The sequence below is a fragment of the Nitrosomonas sp. Nm166 genome (assembly GCF_900112825.1).
Taxonomy (GTDB): domain Bacteria; phylum Pseudomonadota; class Gammaproteobacteria; order Burkholderiales; family Nitrosomonadaceae; genus Nitrosomonas.
Genome location: NZ_FONE01000001.1, coordinates 140,684 through 158,062, shown reverse-complemented (window position 1 = coordinate 158,062; position 17,379 = coordinate 140,684). Strand labels below are relative to the sequence as shown.

24 protein-coding genes, 1 tRNA gene and 1 pseudogene are annotated in these 17,379 nt (G+C 46.2%); 14 read left to right on the top strand and 12 right to left on the bottom strand.

Annotated features, from left to right (window positions below):
• Window positions 1–670: 670 nt before the first annotated feature.
• The 5 genes from BM021_RS00750 to istA all read right to left on the bottom strand — a co-directional run bounded on the left by BM021_RS00750 (window position 671) and on the right by istA (window position 4,462).
• Entirely contained in the window at window positions 671–1,243 is a 573-nt protein-coding gene (locus tag BM021_RS00750) for a PIN domain-containing protein (RefSeq protein WP_090717546.1), read from the bottom strand.
• Complete coding sequence (locus BM021_RS00745; protein WP_090717543.1) at window positions 1,244–1,708, bottom strand: helix-turn-helix domain-containing protein; 465 nt, start codon at window positions 1,706–1,708, stop codon at window positions 1,244–1,246.
• A 121-nt stretch (window positions 1,709–1,829) separates the two neighbouring features.
• Entirely contained in the window at window positions 1,830–1,970 is a 141-nt protein-coding gene (locus tag BM021_RS16520) for a Wadjet anti-phage system protein JetD domain-containing protein (protein WP_218147784.1), read from the bottom strand.
• A gap of 171 nt (window positions 1,971–2,141) precedes the next feature.
• Window positions 2,142–2,936: an IS21-like element helper ATPase IstB gene (gene istB, locus BM021_RS00735; protein ID WP_305728872.1), complete on the bottom strand. Its 795-nt coding sequence runs from the start codon at window positions 2,934–2,936 to the stop codon at window positions 2,142–2,144.
• Window positions 2,933–4,462 carry an IS21 family transposase gene (istA, locus tag BM021_RS00730; protein WP_090717537.1) on the bottom strand — a complete coding sequence of 510 codons (1,530 nt, stop codon included), beginning with the start codon at window positions 4,460–4,462 and terminating at the stop codon, window positions 2,933–2,935. Before istA ends, istB begins: the two co-directional genes overlap by 4 nt.
• A 97-nt stretch (window positions 4,463–4,559) precedes the next feature.
• Between istA and BM021_RS00725 the strand changes: the two genes are divergently transcribed.
• From BM021_RS00725 to BM021_RS15665, 3 genes are all read left to right on the top strand, one after another.
• A complete protein-coding gene (locus BM021_RS00725) occupies window positions 4,560–4,940 on the top strand; it encodes an HNH endonuclease family protein (protein WP_090717533.1) in 381 nt (126 codons plus the stop codon).
• Window positions 4,937–5,104 (top strand): type I restriction-modification system subunit M N-terminal domain-containing protein, encoded by a 168-nt coding sequence (locus BM021_RS15670; protein ID WP_218147783.1) that lies wholly within the window; start codon window positions 4,937–4,939, stop codon window positions 5,102–5,104. Before BM021_RS00725 ends, BM021_RS15670 begins: the two co-directional genes overlap by 4 nt.
• 78 nt (window positions 5,105–5,182) lie before the next feature.
• Window positions 5,183–5,416 (top strand): hypothetical protein, encoded by a 234-nt coding sequence (locus tag BM021_RS15665; protein WP_218147782.1) that lies wholly within the window; start codon window positions 5,183–5,185, stop codon window positions 5,414–5,416.
• Between the two features lie 227 nt (window positions 5,417–5,643).
• On the opposite strand, the gene BM021_RS00715 is transcribed toward BM021_RS15665, so the two are convergent.
• A complete protein-coding gene (locus BM021_RS00715) occupies window positions 5,644–5,859 on the bottom strand; it encodes a C4-dicarboxylate ABC transporter (protein WP_090717530.1) in 216 nt (71 codons plus the stop codon).
• A 380-nt stretch (window positions 5,860–6,239) separates the two neighbouring features.
• On the opposite strand from BM021_RS00715, the gene BM021_RS16515 reads away from it, so the two are divergent.
• Genes BM021_RS16515 through BM021_RS16500 form a run of 4 tightly spaced genes read left to right on the top strand, consistent with a single transcriptional unit; the run spans window position 6,240 to window position 7,364 of the window.
• Window positions 6,240–6,770: an integrin alpha gene (locus tag BM021_RS16515; protein ID WP_371115949.1), complete on the top strand. Its 531-nt coding sequence runs from the start codon at window positions 6,240–6,242 to the stop codon at window positions 6,768–6,770.
• Window positions 6,767–6,946: a hypothetical protein gene (locus BM021_RS16510; protein ID WP_371115947.1), complete on the top strand. Its 180-nt coding sequence runs from the start codon at window positions 6,767–6,769 to the stop codon at window positions 6,944–6,946. Before BM021_RS16515 ends, BM021_RS16510 begins: the two co-directional genes overlap by 4 nt.
• Window positions 6,943–7,158 (top strand): hypothetical protein, encoded by a 216-nt coding sequence (locus tag BM021_RS16505; protein WP_371115946.1) that lies wholly within the window; start codon window positions 6,943–6,945, stop codon window positions 7,156–7,158. The genes BM021_RS16510 and BM021_RS16505 overlap by 4 nt, the downstream gene beginning before the upstream one ends.
• The gene (locus BM021_RS16500) at window positions 7,155–7,364 is read left to right on the top strand and encodes a hypothetical protein (protein WP_371115944.1); all 210 of its coding nucleotides are present in this window, start codon (window positions 7,155–7,157) and stop codon (window positions 7,362–7,364) included. The genes BM021_RS16505 and BM021_RS16500 overlap by 4 nt, the downstream gene beginning before the upstream one ends.
• A gap of 260 nt (window positions 7,365–7,624) precedes the next feature.
• Here the strand turns inward: BM021_RS16500 and BM021_RS00705 are convergent.
• Window positions 7,625–7,700: transfer RNA gene (locus BM021_RS00705), tRNA-Arg, on the bottom strand.
• 30 nt (window positions 7,701–7,730) lie between these two features.
• Here BM021_RS00705 and BM021_RS00700 point away from each other — a divergent pair.
• The 3 genes from BM021_RS00700 (at window position 7,731) to BM021_RS00690 (ending at window position 9,982) form a co-directional block, all read left to right on the top strand.
• Window positions 7,731–8,963, top strand: coding sequence for an MFS transporter (locus tag BM021_RS00700; RefSeq protein WP_090717527.1), 1,233 nt, complete (start codon window positions 7,731–7,733; stop codon window positions 8,961–8,963).
• Between the two features lie 11 nt (window positions 8,964–8,974).
• Entirely contained in the window at window positions 8,975–9,508 is a 534-nt protein-coding gene (locus BM021_RS00695; protein ID WP_090717525.1) for a peroxiredoxin, read from the top strand.
• Between the two features lie 102 nt (window positions 9,509–9,610).
• Window positions 9,611–9,982, top strand: a complete 372-nt coding sequence (locus BM021_RS00690; RefSeq protein WP_090717523.1) for a TraR/DksA family transcriptional regulator — start codon at window positions 9,611–9,613, stop codon at window positions 9,980–9,982.
• On the opposite strand, the gene BM021_RS00685 is transcribed toward BM021_RS00690, so the two are convergent.
• From BM021_RS00685 to BM021_RS16495, 5 genes and pseudogenes are all read right to left on the bottom strand, one after another.
• Complete coding sequence (locus tag BM021_RS00685) at window positions 9,977–10,546, bottom strand: Smr/MutS family protein (protein ID WP_090717520.1); 570 nt, start codon at window positions 10,544–10,546, stop codon at window positions 9,977–9,979. The genes BM021_RS00690 and BM021_RS00685 overlap by 6 nt on opposite strands.
• Window positions 10,546–11,541, bottom strand: coding sequence for a thioredoxin-disulfide reductase (gene trxB / locus BM021_RS00680; protein WP_090717517.1), 996 nt, complete (start codon window positions 11,539–11,541; stop codon window positions 10,546–10,548). The genes BM021_RS00685 and trxB overlap by 1 nt, the downstream gene beginning before the upstream one ends.
• Window positions 11,542–11,544: 3 nt before the next feature.
• Window positions 11,545–12,183 carry a dioxygenase family protein gene (locus BM021_RS00675; protein ID WP_256207702.1) on the bottom strand — a complete coding sequence of 213 codons (639 nt, stop codon included), beginning with the start codon at window positions 12,181–12,183 and terminating at the stop codon, window positions 11,545–11,547.
• Window positions 12,184–12,252: 69 nt separating this feature from the next.
• Window positions 12,253–12,675 carry a hypothetical protein gene (locus BM021_RS00670; protein ID WP_177186262.1) on the bottom strand — a complete coding sequence of 141 codons (423 nt, stop codon included), beginning with the start codon at window positions 12,673–12,675 and terminating at the stop codon, window positions 12,253–12,255.
• A gap of 33 nt (window positions 12,676–12,708) precedes the next feature.
• A pseudogene (locus tag BM021_RS16495) lies at window positions 12,709–12,813 on the bottom strand (polymorphic toxin type 44 domain-containing protein); the annotation flags it as partial.
• A gap of 296 nt (window positions 12,814–13,109) precedes the next feature.
• On the opposite strand from BM021_RS16495, the gene BM021_RS00660 reads away from it, so the two are divergent.
• The 4 genes from BM021_RS00660 (at window position 13,110) to gdhA (ending at window position 17,343) form a co-directional block, all read left to right on the top strand.
• Window positions 13,110–14,213, top strand: a complete 1,104-nt coding sequence (locus tag BM021_RS00660) for a PEP-CTERM sorting domain-containing protein (RefSeq protein WP_090717509.1) — start codon at window positions 13,110–13,112, stop codon at window positions 14,211–14,213.
• Window positions 14,214–14,413: 200 nt separating this feature from the next.
• On the top strand, window positions 14,414–15,202 hold the full coding sequence (locus BM021_RS00655; protein WP_177186261.1) for a toll/interleukin-1 receptor domain-containing protein: 789 nt from the start codon (window positions 14,414–14,416) through the stop codon (window positions 15,200–15,202).
• A complete protein-coding gene (locus BM021_RS00650) occupies window positions 15,199–15,540 on the top strand; it encodes a hypothetical protein (protein WP_090717504.1) in 342 nt (113 codons plus the stop codon). The genes BM021_RS00655 and BM021_RS00650 overlap by 4 nt, the downstream gene beginning before the upstream one ends.
• A 459-nt stretch (window positions 15,541–15,999) precedes the next feature.
• Window positions 16,000–17,343: an NADP-specific glutamate dehydrogenase gene (gdhA, locus tag BM021_RS00645; protein WP_090717500.1), complete on the top strand. Its 1,344-nt coding sequence runs from the start codon at window positions 16,000–16,002 to the stop codon at window positions 17,341–17,343.
• Window positions 17,344–17,379 lie beyond the last annotated feature (36 nt).

Here is a 17,379-nt window from a genome sequence, read left to right as displayed (position 1 = left end):
CCGGAAATGGTCGGTTTGGAGTGATTATTCCGGGTTCATTTGTGCAAAAATGGCTAAAAATTACCCAGTCGCTTACAAATAAATCAGAAAATGGCGTCGAGACATAGAGTTTATGTGATTTTGCAAAGGTCTCGATAAAGGATTTGACAGCACTGATGTTCCATTGTACTAACACCATTCTCTTTTCTCCGAATCAGCAGGTTGTTTCCTCCGCCTACCAATGCTGAAAATAAACCGCTTGATGAGTCCGCGCATAATCCATTGATTTTTTATCGTCAAAAAAATACAAACTTGTGGACTTCGCACTTGCATGACGGGCGGAGGGTGGAGAGAATAATGGCGTGAAGAGAGAAAAAATGAGCGAATTTGTGGGATTTCTTGAAACTTTGAAGTCCACAAGAATCCTCATGAACCCTCACAGACACACGAGAGTAGGCGAAAAAACCAACCGGATGAAGGGTTGGTCTTTGGTGTTAGTGGTGGGACGGAAACCCGCACCAAACAACGCTATATCAACGCGTTCAGGGTTATGCGAATCGTTGGGGAGAGATGCTGATAACCATGACTGCAGCAGCAACAATCGTATCAAAAAAAGAGGATACAAACATCACATTGGTAGACACGCGTGGTATCTATTCGATTCCGAAATTAGGAATTGAACCGCAGTTCGTCAAAGCGCAACTTTCCACTCCCTCAGCAGATTAACGGTTTGTGTCAGTCCCTGCTTTAGCAGCGTGTCCAGATATTCGTCCACCGTCTTGGGTGGATTCTTCAGCGATCGCCGGTGGTTGGCTGCTGCCTCACAGATCCTGGCTGGGTGCAGATCGAGTAGGTCAAAGATGAAGTCATCTGGATGCTGGGCTACGAGGTTGTAGTGCTTGAGTTGCTCCGTCGGAAAATCCTTCAGGTTGAAAGTCACGATCAGGTTGGCACCGCTGTGAATGGCGGCGGCCACCACATGACGATCATCCCTATCAGGCAGCTCTATGGATGGGATCAGATGTTCGAAGTTAGTGACGAGGCTGTCCCGCACATGGGCATTCATTAATGAGCGGGTATGGCTCAGATCTTCTGGTTTCAGATCTGGCCGCTGCTTGAGAACGTTACGTATCCACTCATCATGGATCATATCGGTCCAACGCGCCCGGTATAAATCCGTCAAGGCCAGTCGCATCAGGAGGTCGCGTAACGGTGCCGGGTAGAGCACGCATGCATCGTAAATGACGGTGAAGTGCGAACTCATTCATTCGTACCCCATCTTGAGCGCTTGGGCTTGCTCGGCCAGTGCATCAAGGGCTTTGCTGCGCTCTACATCGATTCGCTCTTTGTAGGCAATTACATCCTGGTAGCGGACGCGACGGTGTGTGCCGATCTTATGGAATGGGATTTCTCCGCGCTCCAGTAACTGCACAAGGAATGGGCGCGAAACGTTGAGTACATCTGCCGCTTCCTGAGTGGTGAGTTCAGCGTGAATCGGGATGATGCTGACCGCATTGCCTTCACCTATTTCGGTTAGAACATCCACGAGCAGTCGGAGCGCTGACACTGGCACGCGAACTGGATGAGTGACACCTTTATCGTCGATAATTTCGATCTGTTGGGTTTCTGCTCGGGTCTGCAAGTAGGCAGACAATGCTCGGCCACTTTCGCGGGCGAGAGCAACTTCTTCGGCTGTCGGCAAAGAATGAGCAGGGGATAATGTAGTCATAGTAATCTCCTTAGGCTTCAAATAGCACTATGAAAGTATAAACGAAATAGTCGAATATTCGCAATATTCGAAACAAATGCGACTTATAAGCAATATATCCAGAATGGCGCTAATTCATGAGTCACTGTTTGCGCTCAAGAGACATCTGTATTGCCTTCCATGCTTTATCCCACCGAATGCGTTCTTGCTCCAAACGAATGTTCTGTCCCCATTTGTTGCATTTAAGTGAGTAATAGAGATCTTGCTCTGGAGTAGTTGTCAATGACGGAGTAAAAATGTACCGGATAGCGCGCGAAAAGTGTACCAGTTAGGTTAATAAAAAAGAGGGAATTGACCTCTGGTTTTTCGCTTCTGGTTTTTCTATATTTTGGGGTTGTCGGTAAAGCGCAGTCTCACCCCAATATCATTTATATGGGTTTAGCATCCTCCTTTTCTATAGGCTTGGTTTGTACAGTCTGTTTCTGCCGTTTCTTGCTTGTGGCCAGTCGATACGAATTCCATTCATTTCCAGAATGTGAACATGATGGGTCAAGCGATCCAGTAACGCACCGGTCAATCGTTCCGATCCCAGCACACTTGTCCATTCATCAAATGGTAAATTCGATGTCACTAGGGTGGCAGCATGTTCGTATCGTCGGCTAAACACTTCGAACAAGAGCTCTGCGCCAACTGCGGTAAAGGGTACATAGCCTAATTCATCAATGATGAGTAATTTGACGTTGGCCAACTGCTTTTGTAAGGTACGCAAGCGCTTTTCATCACGCGCTTCCATTAATTCATGTACCAGTGCTGCTGCCGTCGTAAAGGAAACACTCATGCCTTTCTGACAGGCAGCCAACCCTAGAGCCAATGCGATATGCGTCTTGCCAACGCCTGAAGGTCCCAGCGCAATGATGTTCTCACGCTTGTTGATCCATTCACAGCGCATCAATTCCAGTACCAACGATTTGTTCAAGCCAGGTATTGCAGTAAAATCGAAAGTATCCAGGCTTTTAGTCACCGGGAATCTTGCCAGGCGTATGCGCCGTTCAGTATTGCGTCGCTCACGATCAATGCTTTCCAGTTCGCACAGTCGTAATACGTATCGCGCATAATCAATGCCTTCTCGTGCGCATTCGATTCCGACTTTCTCATATTCACGTGCAAAGGTCGGCAACTTTAATGTCTTAAAATGATTGACCAGTAAGATTTGTGGCGCAACCGTGGTGGGTATGGATGAATCAGTCATAGGGCGCCTTCCAAAGCAGGTTGCTGATTTGTCTTAGGTCTTTGCAGCAGGCTTAAGTACGCCCGTGGTTCGGTAGATTTCACCCTGGCATTGGGTAGATACGGGTAAAGCGCCAGGTCTAGCTTGGCGGGGCGTCGTTCGATCGCACATAGGATCAGATGCTTGATAGCATCAAAGCTCACTACACCCAAACCCATTGCTTGTTTGATCGCCTGCTCGACTTGCGCCTGGCTGAAATTCTCCAGCAACCGCAAAACCTGGATATATTCCTTGCGACCTCGTCGTTCCATGCGTACTTCCAGCACACGACGCAAGTGATCGAATACTTCGGGCAGTACCCAACCTTGCAAGGGCGCTGCCTGGCCGAGTGCACGTGGCTTCTGTTCCAGTAATGCCAGGTAGTGCAGTGGATTGTAAATGAATTCTTCACGGCCATAGCTGCGCACATGACGTGCAATCGTATCTATGCCCAGGCAAATGTCGACGTGATCCACATAACCTTTGACCAATACTTCCCGGTGACCGTATTGGGTAGGCACCGAGTAATCGTTGGTCCGGTAACGCACGAGCGATAGTGAAGATACACGAGTGGAAATCTTGTGGCAGGCATCAAAAGCAACCACTGGCAATGCCATCAGCGCAGCCGTATCGCGTTTCATACGCTCAGCAATGGTTTCTGTTTGACCCCGCAGCCTAGCCTGTTGGCGCTTAATGCAACCGTCCAGCAGTTTGGCATTCAGGGCATCAAAGTCGTTGGCAACTGGCAACGGTACCATGAAGTGGCGACGACTGTAGCCCACCATGCCTTCGACATTACCCTTGTCGTTGCCCTTGGCCGGTCGGCCAAACTTATCTTCAAACAGGTAGTGACTCTGCAACTCGCTAAACGCCTTGGTACGTTGGCGCTTGCCATCGCCCAGTATCTTGGCCACAGCAATCCTGGTGTTGTCATACAAGATCGATTGCGGCACTCCACCTAGAAACGCGAATGCAGCAACATGCCCATCCAGAAAGGATTCAGTATCTTCAGTTGGATAAGCTTTGACAAAGCAACCATCCGAGTGCGGCAAGTCAAGGCAGAAATAATGGAATCGAACCAGTTTGCCGCCAATATAACCATCGGCTTCACCAAAATCTACCTGGGCATGACCAGGCGGGTGTACCAACGGCATGAACATTTCCTTCTGCCGGATCGCAGCCTTGTAGACATAGTTGCGCACGATGGTATAGCCGCCGGTAAAGCCATGCTCATCGCGTAACCGCTCTAATATCCGCACCGCAGTATGGCGTTGTTTGGCATGAACTTGCTTGTCAGCTTCCAGAATGGCATCAATGATGCCGGTGAATGCAGCAAGCTTAGGAGATATGGGTTCGCTCTTGCGCCGATAACCTGGCGGTACAGCGTATTGGCACATCTTTTTCACAGTCTTGCGGTGAACTCCAAAATAACGCGCAACTTCGCGTTCGCTTTTGCCTTCTACCATCACCGCACGCCGAATCTTTATATATAGTTCCACTGAATACATCCTCATTGCCTTTCATTTGATGCTAATCGCATCAGCTTACAGGCTTCAGACTGGTACACTTTTATTCCGCTATTCACGCGAAATTTAGTGCGCTTCAGTGGTACATTTTTACTCCGCTATTTACACCCCTCCTGCGAACTCCGATTGGGTCAAGTGGTTCCCCGACGAGGATGAGCGCGATGACTGGACTCACCGGTTGGCCAATCTGGTTCCCCTGCATGTCCGCAAGAATCCGGCCGCCAGCAATTACGACTTCGCCACCAAGAAAAACGTCTACTTTAAGGGAAAGGGCGCTGTGTCGCCGTTCGTACTCACCCAAGAAGTCAGGTCTGAAGAAACATGGACGTCTTCGCACTTGACCGGCCGCCAGGAGCGACTGGTGGGCGTGCTCAAGGCACATTGGAATCTTGAGGTGGCAACTGACAATAAAACCGCTGACGCCGTGGCAACAGCTGCGACAGGAGGCTTGGCATCGTGAATAACAACAAAGAAACCGAGCGCGCCGAGCTCCACAAGACCATCTGGCGCATCGCCAACGATCTGCGCGACAGCGTGGATGGATGGGACTTCAAGAGCTATGTGCTCGGCATGCTGTTCTATCGCTTCGTCTCGGAGAACTTGACCAGCTATCTCAACGAGTAGGAGCGCAAGGCAGGCTGCCCGGATTTCGACTACGCCACGCTCAGCGATGCCGATGCCGAGTTCGGTCGCTTGGAGACGGTGAAGGAAAAGGGTTTCTATATCCTGCCTTCTGACCTGTTTGCCAGTGTTCGCAAGAAAGCGCGCCATGACCCGAACCTGAACGAAACATTGGCCTGCGTGTTCAAGGATATAGAAGGTTCTGCCATCGGTACCGACAGCGAGGACGACATCAAGGGCCTGTTCGACGATCTCGTCAGGTACGCCTCAACCCATGACCAAGGATTGGCATGCGCCACTCTTGAACTTCAGTAAATGATATTCCTGAAATGCGAAAAGCATTTGCTGATTTAACAATGGAAACGGTAGCCATTAAATATACCGTGAGGCAATCACCGATTCGCAGATCGTTCGGAATTAATAATAAGGAATTTCTAAATTGACTGTTGCTAATAAAGCTAAATGGCCAAGCCATGTTGCATCATGACTTGGCCTCTGTAACCTACTGCAGCGTGTGAGTTACAGAAGGGGAAACTTGAAATTTATACAGTACTTTTTTTCAAGAAATAGCGTGTTTTAGTTTTGGATGAACCAGATGCCGCCAAGACTAAATAGCTCAGATAAAGAATAATTCCGAGAACAATATCTGAAACGATCCAATCTGATGTGGATTGCGGCAAATCAAAGAAAGATAAGACACCAAAGAAAGCCCCAGCGATAATTACTGCTGAGATAATGAATACTTGCACTGCTTGCATGAAAAAATTCCCTTCTAAAATGATACGTTATTAAGATACTGCTATTTTTTTAATACTGCTATTAGTAGGGAATATTAACAGAAAGTTCACAAATTATTTACATTAAATTCACATATTTTTATGGTTTATTCTCTTATTTAAGAATTCATACATTGGTATGCAATTGAAGCTGCAGTCAGAGTCTAATAGATTATTTGCTTGCAAGTTGGTTTCTAAAAGAAGAGCTTCCACAAAGATTTTTTAAATGCATGACAAAACTGCTCAGGTTGTCAGTAGGATTTTTCTGAGGTAGCATTCATCTCGCTATTTTTAAAATAACGCAATATGGTTTTCTTTCAAGTAGGTTTTTTAATAAATCTTTTTTGAAGGAGTTTTCGATCATGACTACAACAGTGATTAACTTATCTAGCCTCGATGGCACAAACGGTTTTCGACTTGATGGAGAAGGGGGTCGTTCGGGCAGATCGGTCAGCAGTGCAGGGGACGTCAACGGCGATGGTTTTGATGATGTGATTATCGGTGCTCCAGGAGCTAACTCCAGCTATGTGGTGTTTGGCAAGGCTTTCGGTTTTGATGCCACGCTGGATTTATCCAGCCTTGGTGGCAGCAACGGTTTTCGTATGGGTGGAGGGGGTGATTCTTCGGGCGGATCAGTCAGCACTGCAGGGGGTGTCAACGGTGATGGTTTTGACGATGTAATTGTTGGCGCCATTGGGGCTGATCCGAACGGCAGAGACTCCGGCTCCAGCTATGCGGTGTTTGGCAAGGCTTCCGGTTTTGATGCCGCAGTAGACTTATCCAGCCTTAATGGCAGCAATGGATTTCGATTGGATGGAGAGGCAAGGCTTGATTTTTCGGGCAGATCGGTCAGCAATGCAGGAGACGTCAACGGCATGGTCTTGATGATTTGATTGTCGGTGCTGACTTTGCTGACCCGAACGGCGAGAGATCCGGTTCCAGTTACGTAGTATTTGGCAGAAGCAGCTTTACTGATGGTGGTGTGATACGGGGTACGCCCGGGGATGATACCCTCACGGCACATCAGAAGCGGAACGCTTCGAGGCGGGTGACGGCAATGATCGAATGATCGGCCGCGGCGGGGCGGATGAGTTTCTGGGTGAAGCAGGCAATGACTATATTCGGGTATCCGATCTTGATTTCGAGTCGGTGAATGGCGGCATCGGCAACGATGTCCTGGCCCTGGGCGGCAGCGGTTTGAATCTTAATCTGACCGATATGGCCGGCAAAATCAGCGGTATCGAAACCATTCGCTTGTTGGCACCGGTGACAATACCTTGATGTTAACGGCAGCAGATGTGCTCAACCTGTCGGATACCACCAATACCTTGAAAGTTAATGGCAATGAAGGCGATCGTGTTGTTGGATTAAGCCATGGCTGGGAGGATGGGGGCATTCAGGACGGCTTTCATACCTTCTTTAATGACGCGGCAGTGTTACTGGTAGGTGTGAATGGAACAACAGATTTTGCAAGTTTTAGTGGATAGTAACTTATCAGTTAAATTACCCCTGGTTTGGAGTAATTTAACCCTGCTGTTGTTAAGATCCAAAAACTACTTTCTCGTCTCACTGATTCTCTCCAATCGATCTACTCTTTGATCAATATTAGAAGTTTTCAAAGATCACTTGTTAAACTTTGAAAAACGCAGTGCCAAATAAAGCGAAGATGAGTTACATAAACTGTGCTGAATTTATGACGAAATAGACATTCAGTGGATAGAAAGTGGGAGTTAAGTTCATGATTTATTGGCGCCCTGAACACGAATCGAACGTGCGACCTACCCCTTAGGAGGGGGTTGCTCTATCCACTGAGCTACCAGGGCATATCCGGCATTTTACGCTAATATCACAACATGAATAAACCTGATCAATCAGATCCAGCACATTTTGTACCTTCAGGAAAATTACCCAGAACAGTGGTGCTTCTAGGATTGGTAAGTTTTTTCAATGATTTTGCTTCGGATATCGTAGTGCCACTCATTCCCATATTGCTGGCGACTGTGCTGGCTGCCGGGCCAATCGCATTGGGATTGATTGAAGGTGTTGCGGATGCATTGGCTTGTTTTCTGAAATTATGGGCAGGTCGGCACTCAGATGTGATGAGCGGGCGACGTAAAGGTTTGGCACTAATGGGTTATACGCTTTCTAATCTGGCGCGCCCTCTTCTCGGACTGGCAGGTTCCTGGGTTGCTGTATTGCTGCTGCGTAGCGTTGATCGTGTGGGTAAGGGTTTGCGCAGTGCACCGCGTGATGCGATGGTTACTGATGCAACACCATCGCATATTCGTGGCTATGCGTTCGGTTTTCATCGTGCATTGGATAATGCGGGAGCTGTAGCCGGCGCATTGACAGCGGCAGCTGTACTGGCTTGGTCTGGTTTGAGTCTGAGCGAAGTGATTTTGTGGTCGGCGGTTCCTGGTTTTGCTGCAGTAATCATTTTGGGTACGGGTGTAAAAGAAGAAAAAGCCGATCGTATTCAGCCATCAGAATTTCAGCGAACACTTCCACCCTTGCGCTGGTCAGGGCTATCTATGTCGATGCGGCATTACCTGTTGGTATTAGCGCTGTTCACGTTTGCGCGCACTTCCGAAACTTTTATTTTATTATTTGGTCATCAATTAAATATTGATGTTGTTGAGCTACTATTGTTATGGGCAGGGCTGAATTTTGCCAAAGCCCTTACTTCCACCCAAGGAGGACAGCTAGCGGATCACTTTGGACGTGGCGCTTTAATTTTGATTGGCTGGTCAGCGCTTGCGGTGTCGTTTCTGGCGTTCAGCCAGGTAACAACAAGCATAGGATTATGGATTGTGAGTATGGGTTATGGCTTGTTTATGGGTATGAGCGAAGGTGCCGAGCGGGCACTGATCAGTGATTATGCATTACCTGATGAACGTGGTACTGCTTTTGGCTGGTATCATCTGATCAGTGGCATAGCCGCCATTCCAGCAGGATTATTGTTTGGCGTGATATGGCATTTGTTCAGTGCAGCAACGGCATTTTGCTTTGCCAGCTTGTTGGCGTTTTTGGCAGTAGCATTGTTACGGTTATGGGCTTGGCCAGTACGGCACAAATTTGACAAATAAGGACAATTCATATGGATTGGTTAATATTCATCCTACTGGTAATCCTATTAGGAGTTTTTTTTCGTTTTTCTTCCAGAAAGAAAACATCACTCAAAGTGGGTCAGCCGGCACCTGACTTCAAATTGACGGATCAGCATGGAAAAACCTACACTTTGGCCGATTTTCAGGGCAAGTGGCTGGCGCTGTATTTTTATCCGAAAGATGATACGCCTGGCTGCACAAAGCAAGCCTGTGCATTTCGTGATGGTCTTCAGGAATTGGCAGATCTGGGCGCTGAGGTGATTGGTGTGAGTGTGGATGATACAACCAGTCATGCTGATTTTGCTGAAAAATATCATCTGCAATTTCCGCTTTTGGCGGATACCACAGCGGAGACAGCTGCGCGTTATCATTCTCTGATTAATCTGGGTTTTACTAAGATCGCTAAGCGTAATACATTTCTAATTGATCCGAACGGAAGAATTGCGCACATCTATCTGTCTGCAGACGCAGCGCATAATTCTACGGAAGTAATCAAGGATTTAAAGCGGTTACAGACAATATAATTTTGGCAGGATCTAGTGGATGATACGCTTTTGGCTTCATCAAAGATTGAGCATTTCATCTCATGTTATGCATGAGATTAGTTTTACTAAAGAGGATGTAGGATGGCAAAATTTACTGAAGATGAATTGGTACAGCTTAAGGCTGCGTTACGCAAGCGCTATCTGGACTTGCAGGATGAGGTTCGCAGTGAGCTGACGCATGCCAGCGATAGCCGCGACTCCGATTTGGCCGAGTATTTGAATAATATACCGGATGACATCGATACAGCACTGGTTGATCGGCAAATTAACGAAATGCGTGAACTGGAGATGTCGGTGAAGTACCTGAGTGAGCTGGAATTCGGCGATTGCATTGATTGCGGCAATGAGATCGGGTTTGAGCGATTACTTGCCTATCCGTCAGCGCAACGATGCATCCAATGCCAGCGCCAATATGAAAAGGCTTTTCCGCAGGAAGCCAATTCTTCGCTATAGAAATTTTTCCTCAGATGAAGCGCTGACTTTGAGCAAAACCAGGACGGCACCGCCGCCGCCATCTTCCGGTCTGGCCTGACAGAAAGCCAGTACATCAACACGTTGTATCAGCCAATTTCCGACTTGGGTTTTCAAAACCGGTGCACGTTTTTTTGAGCTTAGCCCTTTGCCGTGAATAATCCGGACACAGCGATATTTTTTTTGGATACATGCATCCAGAAAACTGCTCAATTCTCGCCTGGCTTCGTCGCGTGTTAATCCGTGTAGATCCAGATTTTCCCGGATTTTCCAGTATCCACGGCGCAAACGCCGCAGTGTTTGATGTGATATTCCGGGTCGCGCATAAGACCATGCATCGCCTGCTCCAATTTCTATGGCAATATGATCTGAAAAGTTATCTTGCGTTACAGCCTGTTCCTGGTAGGATTTTTTGCGCGGAACCGGAGCGACGGATGAGCCGCTTTGTATTGTTTTATCTGTGGCAGGAAGTGGCGTTACATCATGCATTGCCGCACGAAATAGCGCCTTTTCATCTTCATCGTTGACCGAATCTTTTTTAGTCATCAAATCACATTATTGACTAACTCCGGCTTGGTCTGTGATGCATGCATTTTCAGATCATCCAGATATTTTTCCGCATCCAGCGCCGCCATACAGCCAGTGCCAGCACTAGTTACCGCCTGGCGATAGATGTGATCCTGCACATCGCCTGCGGCAAACACACCCGGTATATTGGTAGCCGTCGCATTACCATGACCACCACCGCGGGTGACAATATAACCATTCTCCATCTCCAGCTGCCCGGTAAAAATATCGGTATTGGGCTTATGACCAATGGCAATGAAAACACCTTTTAAATCTATTGCTTTAGTGGAATTATCTTGCGTACTTCGGATGCGCATGCCGGTAACCCCCGATTGATCACCCAGCACTTCATCCAGTACGTGATTCAATTCCAGTTTAATATTGCCGGTACGGGTTTTTTCCATCAGTTTATCGATCAGAATTTTTTCTGACCGAAACCGATCGCGCCGATGCACCACTGTGACACTGCGCGCAATATTCGAGAGATACAGTGCTTCTTCCACTGCAGTATTACCACCCCCAATCACGGCGACATCCTGTCCTTTATAGAAGAACCCATCACAGGTTGCACAACCTGACACACCCCGACCCATAAAAGCTTCTTCGGAAGGCAAACCCAGATACTGCGCGGAAGCGCCGGTGGCGATAATCAGCGCATCACAGGTATAGGTTCCTTGATCACCGATCAAGGTAATCGGCTTCTCAGTCAGTTTGGCAGTGTGGATATGATCAAAAATGATTTCGGTATCAAAACGCTCAGCGTGCTTCTGAAACCGCTCCATTAATTCCGGGCCTTGGACGCCCATCGCATCAGCCGGCCAGTTGTCCACATCGGTGGTTGTCATCAACTGGCCGCCTTGAGCCATACCGGTGATGATGACCGGATTCAGATTAGCACGCGCCGCATAAACTGCGGCAGTATAGCCAGCCGGGCCGGAGCCCAGGATAAGCAATGAACAGTGTTTAGTTGTCATAATTTATTTACGAAGTAAATCGAGGACGATATTGTACTCGTAAATGGGTAAATTTCCTTGCTGGCTTATTTTTTTGGCAATCATGACTGACTGTTCTGCTACGGATTTATTGCTGAATAGTAAATCCTTTGCATTGAGTTCTTGATCTGGAAAATACATTTGCGTCGTCAATGGGCGATAACCTGATTTGGAGATCTTGAAGTGGATGTGGGGTGGCCTGATCCAGGTCTTGCTCGCTGGATAAGCGCTTGGCATCACCGTTTTAAAGCGAAATATGCCATTGTTATCACTTCTGATGATTGCCCAACCCTGGAAATTTGCATCCAATGTCGCCGGGTTGGCATCCAGCGGATGACGGTAACGGCCATTTGCATCAGCCTGCCAGATATCCAGCATTGCTTCTTCGACAGGATGTCCGGCGACATCCGTAATTTGTCCACTAATAATAATGTGCTGTCCCTCGGCAATGCCGCTATGTCCCTCAATCTGGGTTAAATCAGCATCTTTATCTTGCTGATCCTTTACCGGATAGAATGGCCCCTCCGTTTCACTGGGCGTAGGCATCATCGCCAATGCCTTAGCGAAACTATTGTTGAAACCAAGCGTGCTCGTGATACTGCCCAGTAAGCTTAATTTGATCATGTTTCTTCTGGAGATTGTTTTCATGATGGTTTTGTAGAGTGGCTGCAAGATATGATTTTGCTGATATTATCATTGATATCTGATAGTTACATTTTTCCATGCAGAACGTTGGGTAGGCGTATCTCCAGTGAATGAAAAAGAAATTTGTAATTCATTCTTTGTAATCCAAGAAACATGAATATCTGATTGTCCTTGAATTGTAAAAACCCAATTCTTAACTTCTTCTGGATTAAATTCTGAATCAGTCTCTTGGAGACTTACAACTCTAACATATGGTGTAGTGGCACCACAGTCTCTTTCAAATACATTTGCAATGTACTTTCCAGTTGGAGACTTATTCTTACTTATAGGTTCAACACTACATAAGTTATTGCCACACCCAGAAAGAAGCGCTGCTATCAAAAGAAACAGAGCCTTTGTGTAAATAACCCATGCATTCATAATAGCTTGTACCCTTTTTAATCTGTTCCTGATCATTATTATCGTCGCCATACGGATAACTTTCCCACGGGCTACCAAGATTTTCTACTTGAAATCTGCTTTTTGATTTGCCCATCCAGCAAAACGCTGCAAAACATTTAACGAAAAACCAAGTGCCGTACCAGTTGCTCCATAATTAAAATTACTAAAATCTTCATATTTTCTTAATAACTATTTGTAATTACAGTAACTTTTATTTTCGCCTTGAGTGGGGCAAAGCCGACATGCTGCCCCGAACCCAGCCACACTGTAGCTTTGTTTCCTGGCTATATCATCTTGCTGAACGGTTTTAAAAAATAAGCAATTTCTTAGTTAAAAATAAGCCATTCGCTTATTTTTTATTTACTCAATAAGAACTATTTTAATAGTAGAACTGTTCAGTTTTAGATGCTTATGGTCTTTATATAATTACGTGTTAGACGCTCTGCATATAGGAAAATAACAACATGAGTATGAGTACCTACAAATTAATCCGAGCAAAAGTCGCTTTCGTAGCACATCTTCTGCCCATTATTCTTGGCTTCTCTACACTCCAAGCGGCTCCGATCAACTTTGATTTTGTTTTCGAGGACGAGCCGGGAACGGGCTTCTTCGATCCAACTTTTGGTCAGCAAGCTCAGGAAACACTGACCACTGCTGGCGATATTTGGGGGCGCTTCCTCCCGCAGAGCTTTCCAGGCGAGACCATCACCGTTGCCGCTCAATTCGTCGATACTCCTCCTGTGGGTATTCCGGATACCTTTGGAGGACTCGGAGGACCGATTGTATTGAGTCGTGATTTCCCCAACTCTGTTCCTGACACCTTGTATCCTGGTGCGCTTGTTAATCATCTCGCACGAGAAGATGCTTTTCCTGTAGGCGATCCATTCACCCCAACCGGGGCAGAAATAAGCATTACTTTCAATAGTCAGAAAGATTATTTCTTCGGCACCAATGGTACACCGGGGGCCAACCAACTCGATTTCCTGTCACTCGCATTACACGAGATTGGGCATGGGCTCGGCTTCATCTCAGAGCTGAGCAGCGATGGAAGTTTCATCCACGGAGGTCCATCGATCTACGATCGATTCGTCGTGGACGAGTTTGGCACCCCGATTACAGCAATGACAGATGCGGAGCGCCTCGCCGCGGTCACCGATTTCCTCGGTCTCTTTTGGTCGGGGGAACACGGCGTTGCGGCGTTGGATGGGACGAGACCAGGCCTTGCGGCAGCAGACGGTGTATTCGTGCCGGCAGTAAGTATTGGTCACTTCAGCGAGGGTTTTTTCCTCCCCTTAGGGCTGGGACTCAATGACATTCTTATGCTTTCCGGCGGCTCAGAAGAGATCTGGGTTATGCACACTCCTGATAGGCTCACGCTTGGTGTCTTGGAGGACATTGGCTGGAATATCGCGACCCCAGTGCCTGAGCCCGCCAGTTGGTCATTATTTGCCGTGGGGCTCATTGGTCTTGGTCTCTTACAGTGGCGCAGGGGGAGAGGAAAATTGGGGTCAGTTTTTCTAGACCAATGGGGAGGTAAATCGTTAGAGAGAATTCCTGTCAAAATCTAGACTTAACGAAGGCCTGGAGCTGACTACCTCCAGCATCCGCTTGTGCCTTGCTCCTGCATACCGCAGCAGCTCAGGTTTGGCAATTGAGAAACGTAGTAGGAGAGCATTTAGTCGTTTTTAAACACTGGATTGGCTACGGAAATTAAATCTGATAAGTAAATTTTTTACTACTTATTAATATCGAAATTATGAGTGATACTGTGTTAGAAACGGAATACTCTGAAGGTATCTCCTCTGATGTATATATAAGCTATGCGCGCTCTGATATATCGTTTGTTCGAAGACTTGTAAATCAATTACGAGACGAAGGGCTATCAGTTTGGTTCAATGAAGAATCATTTTTACTCGGTTCTAATTTGACACATGATATTACTAAAGCTATTTCATCTGCTCGCGTTGTGCTTGTCGTTCTTAGTGAACGCAGTGAGGATAATGAGTTTATTAATTTTGAATCAGCTCTTGCTCTTGAAAGTAAAAAATTAGTTATTCCTGTTATCTCTACCAAGGACTCAAAGATATCATTGCCATATATATTGCGTGATATTAAGAAAATTGATCTTTCTGATGATGCTAGCTTCAAGCAAGATGTTCATTTTTTAGCGCAATCTATAAAGCAGCATGGTAGTGCTTTACGAAAAGTACTTCCTTTAGGAAATGAGGATTTAGAAGCTAAAAAGAAGCGAATCGACTTAGAATCTAAGATTCTTGAATCAGAGATTGAGGAATATTCACATATTCAGCTGAGTAAAAACTTTCGTTTAATTCTATCAACTGGCATTGTAATAATTGTTTTCTCTATGATTATGATTGCCTTTTTTATAGTGATCTCTACTGAAGAGCAAGTGTTCACGGAGCGTTTAGCTTATACGGTGGCCGCGGTGGTCGCGATAGGCGGGGGCATTATCGGTTTTTTCTCAATTTATCTTTTTGAAAAAGCCAGAAAGCGAATTGCTGACAGAAATGCAAGGCACAAAGAGGGCGAAGAATGAGTAACACCATCTCCGCTAAAGATCTTATTAGAGTTGAGGAACGTCTTCGACAGGTACGTGAAACATTTGATCAGAGAAAAAAACAAGATGCACAATGGTTTGTGCTACGTTTGTGTATGGGGTGTATTGCAGGAATTATGCTTCCTTTAATTGGAATTGGATGTTTCTATATACTTGTAAATCACACTTCTTTTCCTGAGACAATCATAACATCAGCAGGTGCGGCACTTCTTACGGATATTCTAGGTTTAATGATTGCTGTTTGGAAAGTGGTAATTAATCCAAAATCAGCAATGAAATTAGAACCCATTTCCGACTTATACGATCACAATTTGTAAATAACGTAAGTTCGACATAAGAAAAGCTGTAAAAGGAATCTGAATTCCTTATGATGAAGCGATTTTGGAAAGGGTTTCATCACTAGAGGAGTCAGATTCTGATGGGTACTATAGCGTTTTTGTACGATTGACGACTTTTGTAAAGGATTTGAGTCTTCTTCTCTGCAATTTAGAGTTATTCTATGGTGAGCTATCTCAGCTAAAAATAGCAAATAGCAACCCATTATTCCCTATTTCTCAAACTATCAACAACTTTATCCACAGATTGAGTGAGCATCATCTTTGAAATGATGAGATCAATATTGCAGCCAGTCCGTAGTCACGGATGAATAAAGGTCACGGTAATAAAAAACTGTTGTAATAACCCAATTTTTTAACAAAAATACAGTGCAGCTTGTGAATTAATTTGGCAGAATTCCGTTATTTGAAAATAACCTTTCATTAGCCGGGGAAATTGAAATGAAATATAAAAATCTTCAGGAGTTCAGTACGCATGTGGCTGAGCGAAATCCTAATCAACCAGAATACATGCAAGCAGTAACTGAGGTCATGGAGAGTTTGTGGCCCTTCATTACGGAAAATCCTCGTTATGCGGATCACGGCTTGCTGGATCGACTGGTCGAGCCGGAGCGGGTGATTATATTTCGAGTATCCTGGGTCGATGATCATGGAGATGTCAGAGTCAATCGTGGCTATCGGATACAACACAGTTCTTCAATTGGTCCTTATAAAGGCGGTCTCCGGTTTCATCCTTCTGTTAACTTGTCTATTCTTAAATTTCTGGCATTTGAACAGACATTCAAGAACGCATTGACGACGCTGCCCATGGGGGGCGGTAAAGGCGGAGCTGACTTTGATCCAAAAGGAAAAAGTCCAGGCGAAATCATGCGTTTCTGCCAGGCTTTTATCAGTGAATTATTTCGTCATATCGGTTCTGATACGGATGTTCCTGCGGGGGATATCGGTGTGGGTGGTCGTGAAGTTGGATTTATGGCAGGGATGATGAAAAAATTATCCAATCGCGCGGATTGTGTGTTTACCGGTAAAGGATTGAGTTTTGGCGGCTCGCTGATGCGCCCGGAAGCAACCGGCTATGGTACGGTATATTTTGCCCAGGAAGTATTGCAGCATGCAGGACGTTCGCTGGAAGGCATGCGTGTTTCTGTTTCCGGATCAGGCAACGTGGCGCAATTTGCCGTAGAAAAAGCGATGGCGCAAGGTGCCAAGGTAATTACCGTATCTGATTCCAGTGGCACGATCGTGGATGAAGATGGTTTTACTCCCGAGAAACTGGCGATATTGATCGAAGTAAAAAATCATTTGTATGCACGGCTGGATGAATATGCCAAACGCGCCAAGGTAAATTTCCTGCCGGGCGTCAAACCTTGGCATGTGCCGGTCGAGGTGGCATTACCTTGTGCTACACAGAACGAAATTAGCGGAGACGATGCGCAGACTCTGGTTAACAATGGTGTGATATGTATTGCCGAAGGCGCAAATATGCCATCGACTGCCGAAGCCGTCGAATGTTTCCTTCATAACAAGGTATTTTATGCGCCCGGTAAAGCCAGTAACGCAGGCGGTGTCGCCACATCAGGTCTGGAAATGAGCCAGAATGCGATGCGGATGTCTTGGACGCGGGAAGAAGTTGATGCGCGCTTAAAGGAAATTATGCAGGCAATTCACAAATCCTGTTTGAAATACGGTACCAAGCCTGATGGCAGCGTTAACTATGTGGACGGCGCTAATATTGCCGGTTTTGTCAAGGTAGCCGATGCCATGCTGGGACAAGGCATCATCTGATTGCTATTGTCAATTAACTGATTTATCGGTACTGGA

Bases quoted from the DNA above. Each gene is read 5' to 3' on its own strand.
- BM021_RS00695 (WP_090717525.1), top strand. From the start codon at position 8,975: ATGGATTGGTTAATATTCATCCTACTGGTAATCCTATTAGGAGTTTTT.
- BM021_RS00675 (WP_256207702.1), bottom strand. From the start codon at position 12,183: ATGATCAAATTAAGCTTACTGGGCAGTATCACGAGCACGCTTGGTTTC.
- BM021_RS00660 (WP_090717509.1), top strand. From the start codon at position 13,110: ATGAGTATGAGTACCTACAAATTAATCCGAGCAAAAGTCGCTTTCGTA.
- istB (WP_305728872.1), bottom strand. From the start codon at position 2,936: ATGACTGATTCATCCATACCCACCACGGTTGCGCCACAAATCTTACTG.
- BM021_RS00700 (WP_090717527.1), top strand. From the start codon at position 7,731: ATGAATAAACCTGATCAATCAGATCCAGCACATTTTGTACCTTCAGGA.
- BM021_RS00670 (WP_177186262.1), bottom strand. From the start codon at position 12,675: ATGGCGACGATAATAATGATCAGGAACAGATTAAAAAGGGTACAAGCT.
- istA (WP_090717537.1), bottom strand. From the start codon at position 4,462: ATGTATTCAGTGGAACTATATATAAAGATTCGGCGTGCGGTGATGGTA.
- BM021_RS00650 (WP_090717504.1), top strand. From the start codon at position 15,199: ATGAGTAACACCATCTCCGCTAAAGATCTTATTAGAGTTGAGGAACGT.
- BM021_RS00715 (WP_090717530.1), bottom strand. From the start codon at position 5,859: ATGCAAGCAGTGCAAGTATTCATTATCTCAGCAGTAATTATCGCTGGG.
- gdhA (WP_090717500.1), top strand. From the start codon at position 16,000: ATGAAATATAAAAATCTTCAGGAGTTCAGTACGCATGTGGCTGAGCGA.
- BM021_RS16505 (WP_371115946.1), top strand. From the start codon at position 6,943: ATGATCGGCCGCGGCGGGGCGGATGAGTTTCTGGGTGAAGCAGGCAAT.
- trxB (WP_090717517.1), bottom strand. From the start codon at position 11,541: ATGACAACTAAACACTGTTCATTGCTTATCCTGGGCTCCGGCCCGGCT.
- BM021_RS00750 (WP_090717546.1), bottom strand. From the start codon at position 1,243: ATGAGTTCGCACTTCACCGTCATTTACGATGCATGCGTGCTCTACCCG.
- BM021_RS00685 (WP_090717520.1), bottom strand. From the start codon at position 10,546: ATGACTAAAAAAGATTCGGTCAACGATGAAGATGAAAAGGCGCTATTT.
- BM021_RS16515 (WP_371115949.1), top strand. From the start codon at position 6,240: ATGACTACAACAGTGATTAACTTATCTAGCCTCGATGGCACAAACGGT.
- BM021_RS00745 (WP_090717543.1), bottom strand. From the start codon at position 1,708: ATGACTACATTATCCCCTGCTCATTCTTTGCCGACAGCCGAAGAAGTT.
- BM021_RS00690 (WP_090717523.1), top strand. From the start codon at position 9,611: ATGGCAAAATTTACTGAAGATGAATTGGTACAGCTTAAGGCTGCGTTA.